Below are 14,176 nucleotides of genomic sequence, written 5' to 3' on the forward strand. Positions count from 1 at the left end.
GAGCGCTCGAACGACATGGACAAGCTTGAACAGTTTCTGACGCGCGCGGAAGCGCTGCTGGGCCGTCTCGAAGGGATGCTGCCGCCCGCACCGGCGGCCATCGACTGGAACGCGGCCCACGCGTTCCGCTGGCGCAAGCGCCAAGGGCGCGGTTACCTGCAGCCGGTGCCGGCCGTGTCGTCGATCACGCTCGACGATCTGCACAACATCGATCGCCAGAAAGCGCTGATCGACCAGAACACGCGGCAGTTCGTGCAGCGCAAGCCGGCCAACAACGTGCTGCTGACCGGCGCACGTGGTACCGGCAAGTCGTCGCTGATCAAGGCGTGCCTGAACGCGTACGCGAACGACGGGCTGCGCCTGATCGAAGTCGACAAGGATGACCTGCACGATCTCGGCGACATCGTCGACCTGATTTCGCAGCGTCCGGAGCGGTTCATCGTGTTCTGCGACGACCTGTCGTTCGAGGACGGCGAATCGGGCTACAAGGCGCTGAAGGTCGCGCTCGACGGGTCGATCGCCGCGCAATCGGACAACGTGCTGATCTACGCGACGTCGAACCGCCGCCATTTGCTGCCCGAGTACATGAGCGACAACGAGTCGTACAAGCATCTGCCGGACGGCGAGATTCACCCCGGCGAAGTCGTCGAGGAGAAGATCTCGCTGTCGGAGCGCTTCGGTCTGTGGGTCAGCTTCTATCCGTTCAAGCAGGACGACTACCTCGACATCGTTGCGCACTGGCTGCGTCACTTCGGCTGCCCGGATGCGGAGATCGAGACGGCGCGCGGCGACGCGCTGGTGTGGGCGCTCGAGCGCGGTTCGCGCTCGGGCCGCGTCGCATGGCAGTTCGCGCGCGACTGGTCGGGCCGCAAGGAGCAGGCATGAGCGCGGACCTGGCACAGGGCGCCGTGCGGGCGCCGGACGGCCGCAAGGTGACGGAAGTCGCGGTCGGCGTGATGGTGCAGCCGGACGGCCCGGTCGGCCGCTGCCGTTATCTGCTCGCGCAACGCCTGCAGGGCAAGCCGTATGAAGGTTACTGGGAGTTTCCGGGCGGCAAGCTGGAGGCCGGCGAAAGCGTCGAGGACGCGCTTGCGCGCGAGCTGCACGAGGAACTCGGCATCGAAGTCACGGCCAGCCACCGCTGGCACACGCTCGAGCACGATTATCCGCACGCGTACGTGCGGCTCTATTTCTGCAAGGTGACGGGCTGGACGGGCGAGCCGCACAGCAAGGAAGGGCAGGCGTTCGTGTGGCAGCAACTGCCGGTCGAAGTCGCGCCGCTGTTGCCGGCGGCGCTGCCGGTGCTGGAACTGCTCGAGAAGGAAGCGGCGTCGCATTGACGCCGAGGCGGCCTGCCGGAAAGGCGGGCCATATCGCCGGCGGCCGGCGTGGTGCCGGTCAGCTGTCGCGACGGCCGTCGGCGCCGTCCTCTTCCGACGACGGGCCCTCGTCGGAGGCGCCCCCGATCCGGTACTTTTCCGCGGCCCATGCGCCGAGGTCGAGCTGCTTGCAGCGGGCCGAACAGAACGGGCGGAACTGATTTTCAGGCGTCCAGCGCACTTCGGCGCCGCACGACGGACATTTCACGACGGTAGTCATACGAAAGCATCGATCCGGCACGCGGCCGTTACAGATTGCACAGTGTCAGATGGAACGGCACGTCGATGTCCACCGCGCGCGGCCGCACATCGCCGTCCTGCATGGTGAACCGCACCCACAACATGTATTTGTTGGCGCTCGCTTCGGGAATCACGCGCAGCTCCGGCGGCACCCGGACCTGCATCAGCTGGTAGGTGCGGCCGGACAGCATCTGCTGGTAGCTGCCCTGCATCGCCATGACCTTCGACGCCTGACCCGATTCGCGCGCGAGCCGCAGCACGATCGCTGCGGCATCGCGCAACGGCAGCATCGGCAGGATCCACTTCGCGATATCCTGGCGCCGCTGCTCGGCGGGCCATTGCTGCCACGCGTAGTACGACGGCAGGTCGAACTTGCACGTCCCGCCCGGAATCACCGCGCGGCTGCGGATGCTGGCGAGCCACTCGTTGTCGACGAGGTGCTGGCCGGTCTTGCCCTGCATCTGCGCGAGATTCGCGAGCGTCTGCTCGATTTCGCCGAGCACGGCCTCGAGCGCGTTCTGCTCGATGCCCGGATTGCCGCGAAAGGGGGCGAGCGTCTGGCGTTGACGTTCGAGCTCCTTCATCAGATCCGATTTCAGGTCCGCGCGGCCCGTTACCTCGGCGATTTCGAACAGCGTCGTCAACGCGACGTGGTGTTCACGCGGGTCCTCCTGAGCCAAAAAGAACGCGAAGCGCTCGAACAGATCTTCGAGACGCAACAGCGTGCGAATTCGCTCGTTGAACGGATACTCGTAAAGAATCAAGCGCGCTCGCCTCGTCGGTAGGGATTGAAACAATGAAGGACATTCTAATGCCCCCTCTCTACCCTAGCAACGCACCAATTTCGTACACCATCACGATCGCGCGCGACGCTCAGTGCGCGGCGGCCGCGAATCCGACATAACGTTGGTGCAGTGCATCGACCTGCGCGGCGAGCGCGGCGGGCGTGACCGCGTCGTTGACGATCACGTCGTCGGCCGCCGCGAGGCGCGCTTCGCGCGTCGCCTGTCGCGCGATGATCGCTTCGACTTGTTCGCGCGTGAAACCGTTGCGCCGCATCACGCGCGCAATTTGCGTTTCGACCGGGCAGTCGACGACGAGCACGCGATCGCTGCGCGCCTTCCAGGTGCCCGATTCGACGAGCAGCGGCACGACGAACATCACGTACGGGCCCTGTGCTTCGTGCGCCTCGCGATCGGTCTCCGCGCGGATCAGCGGATGCGTGATCGCTTCGAGGCGCCGGCGCGCGTCGTCGTCGCTGAAGATCAGCGTGCGCATCCTCGCGCGATCGAGCGAGCCGTCGGCGGCCACGAAGTCGCGGCCGAAAGCTTGCTCGATCGCCGGCATCGCGAGGCCGCCCGGTGCGGTGATGCGATGGGCAATCAGGTCGGTATCGACGAGCGATGCGCCACGGGCGCCGAACAGGTCGGCGACGGTCGTCTTGCCGCTGCCGATACCGCCCGTGAGTCCTACGGAAAACATGTCAGCCTCCGAGCGCCGCATAGAAAGGGGTGCCGAAAAACAACGTGGCGACGCCGCCGGCCGCGAGGAACGGGCCGAACGGAATCGGCTCCTCGAAGCGCATGCGGCCGCGCCAGGTCGCGACGAGTCCGACGATCGCACCGGTCACCGCCGCGAACAGCACGACCTGCGGCAGTGCGGCCCAGCCCATCCACGCGCCGAGCGCAGCAAGCAGCTTCAGGTCGCCGAAACCGATGCCTTCGATGCCGCGCAGCCATTTGAACAGCCAGTAGATCGACCACAGGAACAGGTAGCCGGCCATTGCGCCGATCACGGCCGAGCGCAGCGACGCGAAGGTGCCGCCGAGGTTCATGACGAGCCCGGCCCACAGCAGCGGCAGCGTCATCGAGTCGGGCAGGTAGCCGGTCCGGATATCGATCGCGCTCATCGCGAGCAGCGCCGCGCACAGTGCGAACGCGGCAAGCGCGGCGACGGTCGGGCCGAACGCCGCGAGCGAGGCGGCGGCGAGCAGCGCGCACGCGAGTTCGACGAGCACATAGCGGACGCCGATCGCATGGCCGCAGCGCCGGCAGCGCCCGCGCAGCATCAGGTAGCTGACGAGCGGGATGTTTTCCCACGCGCGCAATACGTGGCCGCAGTGCGGACAGGCGCTGCGCGGGCGCCACAGATCGTAGCGCGGCGGATAACCGTCGTCGGGCGGGGCGCTCGCGGCGCCCGTCGCTTCGGCGATCTCTGCCTGCCACGCGCGCTGCATCATCACGGGCAAACGGTGCACGACCACGTTCAGGAAGCTGCCGATGCAAAGGCCGATGACGACCGCGAACGCATACTGCAGCGCGGGCGGCAGCAACGCCAGCGCGAGCAGCGCGCTCTCGGGCGAATCGGAAACGGCGGACAGGGGCGCTGGCGTCATGAGGCTCGAGGTTCGGACAAAAAGGCGACAGAATCGGTTGCGATGCTACACCACGTTGCCGAGTTGAAGGATCGGTAGGTACATCGCGATCACGAGGCCGCCGACGAGGGCGCCCAGGACGATCACGATCAACGGTTCGCCGAGCGCCGCGAGCGCATCGAGACGCGCGTCGAGCTGACGTTCGCACGACGCGGCGATGTCGGCCAGCATCGTGTCGAGCGCACCGGATTCCTCGGCGACGGCGATCGGTTGCACGACGTCGTCCGGAAAGCAGCCGGCCGAATGCATCGCATCGGCCAGACGCACGCCGCGCAATACGCGTGCGGCGATGTGCGCGGTGGCGTGCGCGAACACCGGATGGCCGGCCGTGCGCTCGAGCGTGGCGAATGCATCGGCGAGCGGCACGCCGGCGCCGAGCAGGGTCGCCAGCGAGCGGCACCAGCGTGCGGCTGCGAACCGCTCCAGCGCGCTGCCCACGAGCGGGGCGCGCAGCAGGCGCCGCGCGAGCGCATGACGCAGCGAGGCCGAGCGCCGAAGCGCGTGCTGCGCGGCAATCCCCGTGGCGGCCGCGCCGGCCAGAAGCACACCGCCCCACGCCGACAGCGCGGAGGACAGCGCGAGCAGTGCGCGAGTCGGTGCGGGCAGGGCGGAGCCGAAACCGTCGAAGATCTGCCGGAAGGTCGGCACGACCCACACCATCAATGCTGCCGAGATCGCGAGCGCGAACAGGATGACGGCAGCCGGATACGCGAGTGCCGCGCGCAGCTTGCGCCATTGCGCATCGGCACGCTCGCGGTGTTCCGCGAGCCGTGTCAGCACGATGCCGAGCGAACCGGACGCTTCACCGACTTCGATCAACTGGCGATACAGCGTGCCGAACTGCGATGGATAGCGTGCGAGCGCATCGGCGAAGCGCCGGCCGCCGACGATCTCGCGCGCGAGCCCCGCGGCGATGCGCGGCACGCCGTCGCGCGTGCGGGTGCGCGCGAGCATCTCGAGCGACGGCGCAAGCGGCAGGCCGGCTTGCAGCAGGCTCGCGAGCTGGCGCGTGAAGCGCGTGATGTCGCGTGCGGCCGCCGCAGGCGGACGGGCCGGCCCGCGGACGTCGAGCGACAGTACCGCGATGCCGTCGCGCGCGAGCGTGGCGCGCGCGGCCGCGGCGTCAAAGGCGATGACGATCCCGCGGCGCGGCGAGCCGTCGCGATGGCGGCCGCGCCATGCAAAGCGGGTTTCGCGCGGCGGCGTGCGCATGTTCACGCTGCGGGTGTGGCGGCGACGGCTTCCGCGATGCTCGTCGTGCCGTCCATGACGCGCGCGAATGCCGCGTCGCGCAGGGTGCGCACGCCTTCGGTCGCCACGCACTGCGTGAGTTCGCCGACGCTCGCCCGCGCGACGATGCGCTCGGCCAGCTCGGGCGATACCGGCATCGTCTGGTGCAGGCCGATGCGGCCGCGATAGCCGATCCCGTGACAGGCGGCACAGCCGCGCGCGACGAACGGCCGCCATCCGGCTGCCAGCGCCGCCGGGTCGCAGCCGGCTTCCCGCAGCGCGCGTGCCGATGCGTCCGAATGCACGCGGCAGGCGACGCACAGGCGCCGGACGAGACGCTGCGCGGTGACGAGGTGGAGCGCCGCGGCGAGGTTGTACGGCGCGACGCCGATGTCGAGCAGCCGCGCGACGGCGGCCGGCGCGTCGTTCGTGTGCAGCGTCGACAGCACGAGATGGCCGGTCTGCGCGGCCTTGATCGCGACATCGGCCGTTTCCGCATCGCGAATCTCGCCGACCATGATGACGTCCGGATCCTGCCGCAACAGCGCGCGCAGCGCCGTCGCGAACGTGAGCCCCGCCTTGTCGGCGACCCCGACCTGATTGATTCCGTCGAGCTGGATCTCGGCGGGATCCTCGACCGTGCAGACGTTGCGCGCGTCGCGATCGAGCATCTGCAGCGCGCAGTAGAGCGACAGCGTCTTGCCGCTGCCGGTCGGGCCCGTGACGAGCACGAGGCCATGCGGCGCACGGATCGCGGCCTCCATCGCGGCCGCCTGCCGCGCGTCGAAGCCGAGGTTGGCAAGCGTGAGATCGGGCGGCAGCGTTTCGAGCCGCCGCAGCACGAGCTTTTCGCCGAACAGCGTGGGCAGCGAGCTGACGCGGTAGTCGCCGCGCGTGCCGCCGTCGATCGCGATGCGCAGCCGGCCGTCCTGAGGAAGCCGTCGCTCGGCGATGTCCATGCGCGAGAGCACCTTGATCCGCGTGACGAGCGCGTCGCGCAGGTGCAGTGGCGGTCGCGCCAGTTCATGCAGGACGCCGTCGACGCGCAGACGGATGCGCCAGCCGGCTTCGAACGGCTCGACGTGGATATCCGATGCGTCGCGCACGCGCGCCGCATGCAGTGTGTCCGTCAGCAGGCGTACAGCGGGGGCATCGTCGAGCTGGGCTGCATCGAGTGCATGGGGCGCGGCGGCGGGCGGAGCGTCGGAATGCGCGGGCGACGACTGCGTGCGCAGCGGCGCCCCGGAGGAAGGGAAATGCATGTGAGCCGGCACGCTGGCCGCCTGTTGACCGTGATGCGCAGATGATCGCGCGTCGCGTGCGGCGCCGGCAGTCGGCCGTTCGGCCAGGGCCTGTTCGCGCTAATGGCGGAAAGGCACGTTCGCAAGCCCGTTATTAGCGTGAACAGGCCCTAGCGCGCGGCGCCGCGTCCGGTACGTGTGCCGCGCGGCTTGAACAGCTTGACGGTACGTACGGCCTGATCGTCGCTGCGCATCACTTCGAGCATCACGTCGCCGATTTTCAAGCACACGTCGTCTTCCGGAATTTCCTCGAGGATCTCGAGTACCAGTCCGTTCAGCGTCTTCGGCCCGTCGGTCGGCAGTTTCAGGTGCAGCCAGCGGTTCAGTTCGCGCAGCGGCATGCTGGCCGAGACGATGCATTCGCCGTTCTCGTCCCAGCCGCCCGCGCGTTCGCTGCGCGGCATCGACGTCGTGAATTCGCCGATCAGTTCCTCGATGATGTCCTCGGGCGTGACGAGCCCTTCGAGTTCGCCGTATTCGTTGACGACGAGCGCGGTGCGATGCCGGGTTTCCTGGAAGAACTGGAGCTGCTGGACCACCGGCGTGCCCGACGGCACGTAGTACGGTTCGGTGAGCAGCGTGCGCAGCGTCTCGCGGTCGAAATCCTGGTTGTGCAGCGCGGTGAGCGTCTTGCGCACGTGCAGCACGCCGAGCACCTTGTCGATGTCGCCTTCGTAGACCACCAGCCGGTTGTGATAGCAGGTTTCGAGCTGATGCAGGATGTCGTCGAGCGGCGCGTAGAAGTTGAGCGACTCGATCTGGCGGCGCGGCACCATCACGTCGTCGACCGTGATGTTCTCGAGGTCGAACAGATTGAGCAGGATGCTGCGGTGCTTGGTCGGCATGAAACTGCTCGATTCGAGCACGATGGCCCGCAGCTCGTCGGCCGACATCCGCTGGTCGCGGCCCTTCTTCGTGTTGATGCGCAGCACCCACAGCACGCCGTTCGCGAGCGCATTGACGAACCAGACGACCGGCTTGAACACGCGCATCAGCGGGGCGATCACGAGGCTCGCGGGCAGTGCAATGCGTTCGGGGAACGTCGCGCCGACGATCTTCGGCGCGATTTCCGCGAACACGATGATCAGGAATGCGACGACGCCGGTCGCGATCGACAGCGCGAGGTTGTTGCGGCCGAACGTATGGAGCGCGAGCGAGGTCGTGAGGACCGGGATGATCGTGTTGAACAGGTTGTTGCCGATCAGGATCACGCTGAGCAGCAAGTCAGTGCGCGTGAGCAGCCCCTGCGTGGTTTTCGCGCCGAGTACGCCCTGGCCGGCGAGATGCTTCAGCCGATGGCGATTGAGCGCCATCATCGCGGTCTCGGAAATGGAAAAGAAGCTGGAACAGAGGAGAAGCAGGAAGACGGCGCCGATTTGCGCCCATAAGGGAATTTGGTCCACGCGTTGGAAAGAGCAGTGAAGGACAGGGATGGGGGAAATATAGCAGAGGCCGGCGACCGCGATGTGTCGCGCGCGATACGGGAGCCTGCGGCTGCCGGACGAAAAAAAACCGTGCACGCGGTGCACGGTTTTTTTAAATCTGGTCGGGGTGAGAGGATTCGAACCTCCGGCCTCTACGTCCCGAACGTAGCGCTCTACCAGGCTAAGCTACACCCCGATTTTTGCTCTTCGGACTTCGCCGTCTTCATGAAGATCGCTGCGTCGTCTCAAGCAAGAACGTAACTATAACGATGTTTTTTCTAAAAGGGAATACTTGGATGAAGAAATTTTTCGGGACAAGGCATCGCTCCCCGAACGCCGCGTGTTTACGATTGTCGCGACGTCGAGTATGAGCACAACCCGAGCAAGCTTTCCTTGTAGATCGAATCGGGGAACGCGGCAATCGCCGCTGCTGCCGCCTGCGCTTCCTGACGCGCGCATTCGAGCGTGTGATCGAGCGCGCCCGAGCGCGTGATCGCTTCGAAAATCGTGTCGAAGCGATCGGTGCCGCCCTGTTCGATCGCTTCGCGTGCGAGTGCCGACTGTTCGGGCGTGCCGCGCTCGATCAGGTAGATGAGCGGCAGCGTCGGCTTGCCTTCGCGGAGATCGTCGCCGGCATTCTTGCCCATCGCCTCGGCGGTGCCTGCATAGTCGAGCCAGTCGTCCATGATCTGGAACGCGGTGCCGATCCGGCGGCCGTATTCGGCTGCGGCGGCCTCGGTCGGCGCATCGGCGCCTGCGAGCACGGCGCCCAGACGGGCCGACGCCTCGAACAGCTTCGCCGTCTTGTACCGGATCACCTGCATGTAGCGCGCTTCGTCGACGTCCGCGTCGTGCATGTTGAGGAGTTGCAGCACCTCACCTTCCGAAATGATCGTCGTCGCTTCGGACAGGATCTCCATCACGCGCATCTTGCCGACGCCGACCATCATCTCGAAAGAGCGCGAGTAGAGGTAATCGCCCACCAGCACGCTCGCCGCGTTGCCGAACAGCGCATTGGCGGTCTGGCGGCCGCGGCGCAGTTCGGATTCGTCGACGACGTCGTCGTGCAGCAGCGTGGCCGTGTGGATGAACTCGACGACGGCGGCCAGCACGTGCCGCTGGTGCGACGTTTCGCCGAGCGCGCCGGCGACGAGCAGCAGCAGCGCCGGACGCAGCCGCTTGCCGCCCGCGCCGATGATGTACTCGGCGATCTGGTTGATCAGCAGCACGTCGGACGCGAGGCTTTGCCGGATAACGCGATTCACCTGCTCCATGTCGCTGGTGATCGGGGCGAGCAGGTGGGCGGCGCTGAGGGTGGGGGAGGCGGTGGACGACGACATGATGATGGAATTGGGTGATGCCGCGGATTATAAGTCGAATCCGCGATATGCCGGTCTGTCAGACGTACCGGCAGCGCGATTTTTGGCCGTCCGGCCGAGGCCCGCGCCCGGCAATCGTCGATCGGCTTTGACTTGGGTGCTAACCCCATGTATAATCACGTGTTTTCCGCGCGTGGTGTGCGGAAAAATTGGATCCAGAGTGAGGTTCTCAATGTACGCGGTCATAAAAACCGGCGGCAAGCAGTACAAGGTTGCCGTTGGCGAAAAACTCAAAGTAGAACAGATACCGGCTGACATTGACGCTGAAATCACGCTCGACCAGGTTCTCGCAGTGGGCGAAGGCGAATCGATTAAGTTCGGTGCGCCGCTGGTCAGTGGGGCTTCCGTCAAGGCCACCGTTGTGTCGCACGGTCGTCATGCCAAGGTCACCATCTTCAAGATGCGTCGCCGGAAGCACTACCAAAAGCACGGCGGCCACCGCCAGAACTACACCGAGCTGCGCATCGACGCGATCAACGCGTAAGCGCCTCGGTAAAGGAGCAATCAGATGGCACACAAAAAGGCAGGCGGCTCTTCCCGGAACGGCCGCGACTCCGAGTCGAAACGTCTCGGCGTGAAAGTGTACGGCGGCCAGGCGATCAATGCCGGCGGCATCATCGTGCGTCAGCGCGGTACGCGCATGCACGCTGGCGAGAACGTCGGCATGGGCAAGGATCACACCCTGTTCGCGCTGGTCGACGGTCACGTCAAGTTCGCGACGAAGGGCGCGGACAAGAAGCATCTGGTCATCGTCGTCCCGGCGGCTGCCTAAGTCAGGCACCCACGGGCTTCGTAGCCGAAAGGCCCCGCAGTCTTCGCGGGGCCTTTTTTATTGGGTCGCCGGGCGCATGTGCGTGCCGGCGACCCTCGCGCAACCGGCGTGCGATCGGCCGAACGGCAGATTGTTCAAGCGCGCCGGCGCGCGGCACAATAGCGGAAATACTGGGCGGAGTGACGAATGAAGTTCATTGACGAAGCACGAATCGAAGTCATCGCCGGCGACGGAGGCGATGGCAGCGCGTCGATGCGCCGTGAGAAATTCGTCCCGTTCGGCGGGCCGGACGGTGGCGACGGCGGCCGGGGCGGCAGCGTTTACGCGATCGCCGACCGCAACATCAACACGCTGATCGACTACCGTTACGCGAAGAAGCACCTCGCGCGCAACGGCGAAAACGGTCGCGGCTCGGATTGCTACGGCAAGGGCGGCGACGATGTCACGCTGCGCATGCCGGTCGGCACGATCATCAGCGACATGGAGACGGGCGAGCTGATCGCCGATCTGACCGAGCATGACCAGCGGGTGATGCTCGCGCAGGGCGGTGCCGGCGGCCTCGGCAACCTGCATTTCAAGTCGAGTACGAACCGCGCGCCGCGCCAGAAGACGGACGGCAAGCCGGGCGAGCGGCGCATGCTGAAGCTCGAGCTGAAAGTGCTCGCCGACGTCGGCCTGCTCGGCATGCCGAACGCGGGCAAGTCGACCTTCATCTCATCGGTGTCGAACGCGAAGCCGAAGATCGCCGATTACCCGTTCACGACGCTCGCGCCGAATCTCGGCGTGGTGCGTGTCGGCCCGAGCAAGAGCTTCGTGATCGCCGACATCCCGGGGCTGATCGAGGGGGCGGCCGAAGGCGCGGGCCTCGGGCATCAATTCCTGCGCCACCTGCAGCGTACCGGCGTGCTGCTGCATCTGGTCGATCTCGCGCCGTTCGACGAAAGCGTCGATCCGGTCGCGGAAGCGACGGCGATCGTCGGCGAGCTGCGCAAGTACGACGAGGCCCTCTACGAGAAGCCGCGCTGGCTCGTGCTCAACAAGCTGGACATGGTGCCGGAAGACGAGCGCGAGGCGCGCGTCGCGGATTTCCTCGACCGCTTCGGCTGGGACGGCCCCGTGTTCGAGATCTCGGCGCTGACGGGCCAGGGCTGCGAAGCGCTGTGCTACGCGATCTACGACTATCTCTCCGAACATTCGGACGCGCATCGTGCGGCGGAGGCGGAGGATCTCGCGGCGGACGTGCGTTTCCGCGATGCGCCGCCGGCGAAGGGCGGTGCGGCGCCGGGCGACGACGCCTGAACGGTAACGCGCCGGGTGTGCCGCCCGGCGTTGGCGTTCAATCGCGCCCGGCCGGGCAGGCATCAGATACAGGAGACAGTGCAGGATGCGTTCGATCATCGCGGATTCGAAGCGATTGGTGGTGAAGGTGGGCTCCAGCCTCGTGACGAACGACGGCAAGGGGCTCGATCATGCTGCGATCGGCCGCTGGGCGGCTCAGATCGCTGCGCTGCGTGCGCAGGGTAAGGAAGTCGTGCTCGTCAGTTCGGGCGCGATTGCCGAAGGCATGCAACGGCTCGGCTGGAGCAAGCGGCCGCGGGAAATCGACGAGCTGCAGGCCGCCGCCGCGGTCGGCCAGATGGGGCTCGCGCAAGTCTACGAAAGCCGCTTCACCGAGCATGGCATCCGTACTGCGCAGATCCTGCTCACGCACGCCGATCTGGCGGATCGCGAGCGCTACCTGAATGCGCGATCGACGTTGCTCACGCTGCTGCGGCTCGGCGTCGTGCCGATCATCAACGAAAACGACACGGTCGTCACCGACGAAATCAAGTTCGGCGACAACGACACGCTCGGCGCGCTCGTCGCGAACCTGATCGAAGGCGATGCGCTGATCATCCTCACCGACCAGTCCGGGCTGTTCACGGCCGATCCGCGCAAGGACCCGAATGCGACGCTCGTCGGCGAGGCCAGTGCGGGTGCGCCGGAGCTCGAGGCGATGGCAGGCGGGGCCGGCTCGAGCCTCGGTCGCGGCGGGATGCTGACGAAGATCCTCGCGGCGAAGCGTGCGGCGCACAGCGGCGCGAATACCGTGATCGCGAGCGGCCGGGAGGCCGACGTGCTCGTGCGTCTGGCGGCCGGCGAGGCGATCGGCACGCAACTGATCGCACGGACCGCGCGGATGGCGGCGCGCAAGCAATGGATGGCCGACCATCTGCAGGTGCGCGGCCATGTCGTGATCGACGCGGGGGCGGTCGAGAAGCTGACGGCCGGCGGCAAGAGCCTGCTGCCGATCGGCGTGACCGACGTGCAGGGCGCGTTCGCGCGCGGCGAGGTGATCGCGTGTGTCGGCCCGGACGGGCGCGAGGTGGCGCGCGGGCTCACGAACTACAGCAGCGCGGAAACGAAGCTGATTCACCGCAAGCCGAGCGGCGAGATCGAGACGGTGCTCGGCTATATGCTGGAACCCGAACTGATTCATCGCGACAACCTCGTGCTGGTGTGATCGCCGGCCGGGTTCCGTCGTTCAAGTGAAAAAGCCCGCGCGATGCGGGCTTTTTCATGCGCGGGACGATGCGGGCAACCCGCATCGCATGCCGTCAGCGCAACTGCGTCATCGCGGTGCGGTGGAACCGGATGTTTTCGAGAATCTGCCGGGTCGAGCCCTGCGGCATCTTGTTCGAACAGAAGTAGTCCTGGTAGAGGGCGGAGTGGTAGGCGTTCAGCTCGCCGTTCTCGATGCGCCGCCAGTCGTTTTCGACCGTGCGATCCCAGCCGTCGTGGTCCGAGTTCAGGCCGGCGTACTGGCGCCATTCGTAGGTGTCGCAGCGGATGCCTTCGTAGTTCACGTTGCGCGCACCGGCCGGGCTCGTGACGACGACTGCGTAGCGCACGACGCCGTCGCTGCCGACGTCGAGCGACTTCGCATCGACGAAGAACTTGAGCGGCGTGTTCTGCGACACGTTGAACGGCAGCAGATCGCCCGTTTGCGGCAGCGGCGGCAGCGTGTCGACGGCGTTTTCCTTCCAGGTCCCCTGACGGTCGAGCAGGTACACGAACTCGCTGTCATCCTTGTTGGACGGCGCTTTCGAGTTCGCGCAGCCGGCCAGGGCGGCCATCGCGGCGATCGATGCGAGCGCGAGAGCAATCGCTTTCAATATGCATTCCTCGTAAAAAAAGGGCGCGACACCAAGGTCGCGCCCGGTCATGCAGTCCGACTCGTCATTTGCCGACGATCACGCGGGGCGGCATCTCGTCGAGCGAGCTCGCCTCCACTTCGATCTCCGAACAGACCACCGATGTGTCGACAATCGTCAGCGTCTGGGCCGGTGCGCCAATGACGCGCGGATAGCGCGACACACGCGGCCCGCGCGGCTTCTCGGCTCGCTGCGCCGGGCGGCGCAGGAAGCGCGACAGTTCCGTCAGCGCCAACTGATAGACATCCCGCTTGAACTCGATCACCGCATCGAGCGGCACCCAATACTCGTTCCAGCGCCACGCATCGAACTCCGGGTGGTCGGTCGCGCGCAAGCAAATGTCGCAATCGCGTCCGACCATTCGGAGCAGGAACCAGATCTGCTTCTGGCCGCGGTAATGACCGCGTACTTCGCGTTTGATGAACTTGTCAGGCACCTCGTAACGCAACCAGTCGCGGGTGCGGCCGATTATCTTGACGTGTTCCGGATGCAGGCCCGTTTCCTCGTGCAGTTCCCGGTACATCGCCTGCATGGGGGTCTCGCCGTACTTGATCCCACCTTGAGGAAACTGCCAGGAATGCTCGCGGAGCCGCTTGCCCCAAAACACCTCGTTGCGCGCGTTCAAGAGGATGATGCCGACGTTCGGGCGAAAGCCTTCACGATCCAGCATACAACCACCTTCGAATCCTTTAAAATTGCTTTGATTATAAACAGATAACGGGCGCTGCGCACCGTGACGGAGCGAATCCGCACGGGGCACACCGGCTGAATTGTCCCTGATTAGTCTGCTACGTCATCTGCGCCATCGCTGTTCACGGCGCGC

16 protein-coding genes and 1 tRNA gene are annotated in these 14,176 nt (G+C 66.2%); 6 read left to right on the plus strand and 11 right to left on the minus strand.

All coding sequences use genetic code 11. The annotated features are described in order from the left end of the window. Positions 1 to 15: 15 nt before the first annotated feature. Together WT24_RS24090 and WT24_RS24095 are read left to right on the plus strand one after the other, a co-directional pair. Positions 16 to 885, plus strand: a complete 870-nt coding sequence (locus WT24_RS24090; protein WP_034206332.1) for an ATP-binding protein — start codon at positions 16 to 18, stop codon at positions 883 to 885. Further along, the gene (locus WT24_RS24095; RefSeq protein ID WP_060036087.1) at positions 882 to 1,340 is read left to right on the plus strand and encodes an NUDIX domain-containing protein; all 459 of its coding nucleotides are present in this window, start codon (positions 882 to 884) and stop codon (positions 1,338 to 1,340) included. The genes WT24_RS24090 and WT24_RS24095 overlap by 4 nt, the downstream gene beginning before the upstream one ends. A gap of 58 nt (positions 1,341 to 1,398) precedes the next feature. On the opposite strand, the gene WT24_RS24100 is transcribed toward WT24_RS24095, so the two are convergent. The 9 genes from WT24_RS24100 to WT24_RS24140 all read right to left on the minus strand — a co-directional run bounded on the left by WT24_RS24100 (position 1,399) and on the right by WT24_RS24140 (position 9,348). After that, the gene (locus tag WT24_RS24100) at positions 1,399 to 1,599 is read right to left on the minus strand and encodes a DNA gyrase inhibitor YacG (protein ID WP_059500911.1); all 201 of its coding nucleotides are present in this window, start codon (positions 1,597 to 1,599) and stop codon (positions 1,399 to 1,401) included. A 28-nt stretch (positions 1,600 to 1,627) separates the two neighbouring features. Continuing rightward, positions 1,628 to 2,383 (minus strand): cell division protein ZapD, encoded by a 756-nt coding sequence (gene zapD, locus WT24_RS24105; protein WP_027783465.1) that lies wholly within the window; start codon positions 2,381 to 2,383, stop codon positions 1,628 to 1,630. A gap of 109 nt (positions 2,384 to 2,492) precedes the next feature. Continuing rightward, positions 2,493 to 3,101 (minus strand): dephospho-CoA kinase, encoded by a 609-nt coding sequence (coaE, locus tag WT24_RS24110; protein WP_059500912.1) that lies wholly within the window; start codon positions 3,099 to 3,101, stop codon positions 2,493 to 2,495. Position 3,102: 1 nt separating this feature from the next. After that, the gene (locus tag WT24_RS24115; RefSeq protein ID WP_060036088.1) at positions 3,103 to 4,014 is read right to left on the minus strand and encodes an A24 family peptidase; all 912 of its coding nucleotides are present in this window, start codon (positions 4,012 to 4,014) and stop codon (positions 3,103 to 3,105) included. A gap of 45 nt (positions 4,015 to 4,059) precedes the next feature. Next, the gene (locus WT24_RS24120) at positions 4,060 to 5,265 is read right to left on the minus strand and encodes a type II secretion system F family protein (protein ID WP_059500914.1); all 1,206 of its coding nucleotides are present in this window, start codon (positions 5,263 to 5,265) and stop codon (positions 4,060 to 4,062) included. Positions 5,266 to 5,267: 2 nt separating this feature from the next. Then, positions 5,268 to 6,545: a GspE/PulE family protein gene (locus WT24_RS24125; RefSeq protein ID WP_059500915.1), complete on the minus strand. Its 1,278-nt coding sequence runs from the start codon at positions 6,543 to 6,545 to the stop codon at positions 5,268 to 5,270. A 149-nt stretch (positions 6,546 to 6,694) separates the two neighbouring features. Next, positions 6,695 to 7,987 carry an HlyC/CorC family transporter gene (locus WT24_RS24130; protein WP_059500916.1) on the minus strand — a complete coding sequence of 431 codons (1,293 nt, stop codon included), beginning with the start codon at positions 7,985 to 7,987 and terminating at the stop codon, positions 6,695 to 6,697. 140 nt (positions 7,988 to 8,127) lie between these two features. Beyond that, a tRNA-Pro gene (locus tag WT24_RS24135) sits at positions 8,128 to 8,204 on the minus strand. A gap of 148 nt (positions 8,205 to 8,352) precedes the next feature. Continuing rightward, positions 8,353 to 9,348 (minus strand): polyprenyl synthetase family protein, encoded by a 996-nt coding sequence (locus WT24_RS24140; RefSeq protein WP_034206340.1) that lies wholly within the window; start codon positions 9,346 to 9,348, stop codon positions 8,353 to 8,355. A gap of 211 nt (positions 9,349 to 9,559) precedes the next feature. On the opposite strand from WT24_RS24140, the gene rplU reads away from it, so the two are divergent. The 4 genes from rplU to proB all read left to right on the plus strand — a co-directional run bounded on the left by rplU (position 9,560) and on the right by proB (position 12,662). Continuing rightward, a complete protein-coding gene (rplU, locus tag WT24_RS24145) occupies positions 9,560 to 9,871 on the plus strand; it encodes a 50S ribosomal protein L21 (RefSeq protein ID WP_027783472.1) in 312 nt (103 codons plus the stop codon). A 24-nt stretch (positions 9,872 to 9,895) separates the two neighbouring features. Continuing rightward, positions 9,896 to 10,159 (plus strand): 50S ribosomal protein L27, encoded by a 264-nt coding sequence (rpmA, locus tag WT24_RS24150; protein ID WP_006476999.1) that lies wholly within the window; start codon positions 9,896 to 9,898, stop codon positions 10,157 to 10,159. Positions 10,160 to 10,345: 186 nt separating this feature from the next. Then, positions 10,346 to 11,458 (plus strand): GTPase ObgE, encoded by a 1,113-nt coding sequence (obgE, locus tag WT24_RS24155; RefSeq protein WP_060036089.1) that lies wholly within the window; start codon positions 10,346 to 10,348, stop codon positions 11,456 to 11,458. A gap of 85 nt (positions 11,459 to 11,543) precedes the next feature. Then, the gene (gene proB, locus WT24_RS24160) at positions 11,544 to 12,662 is read left to right on the plus strand and encodes a glutamate 5-kinase (RefSeq protein ID WP_059500919.1); all 1,119 of its coding nucleotides are present in this window, start codon (positions 11,544 to 11,546) and stop codon (positions 12,660 to 12,662) included. Positions 12,663 to 12,756: 94 nt separating this feature from the next. On the opposite strand, the gene WT24_RS24165 is transcribed toward proB, so the two are convergent. Next, a complete protein-coding gene (locus WT24_RS24165; protein ID WP_060036090.1) occupies positions 12,757 to 13,365 on the minus strand; it encodes a CNP1-like family protein in 609 nt (202 codons plus the stop codon). A 13-nt stretch (positions 13,366 to 13,378) separates the two neighbouring features. Then, complete coding sequence (locus WT24_RS24170; protein WP_059500921.1) at positions 13,379 to 14,023, minus strand: RNA pyrophosphohydrolase; 645 nt, start codon at positions 14,021 to 14,023, stop codon at positions 13,379 to 13,381. Between the last annotated feature and the right edge of the window lie 153 nt (positions 14,024 to 14,176).

Origin of the sequence: Burkholderia sp. MSMB1078WGS, assembly GCF_001528895.1 — a bacterium.
Classification (GTDB): domain Bacteria; phylum Pseudomonadota; class Gammaproteobacteria; order Burkholderiales; family Burkholderiaceae; genus Burkholderia.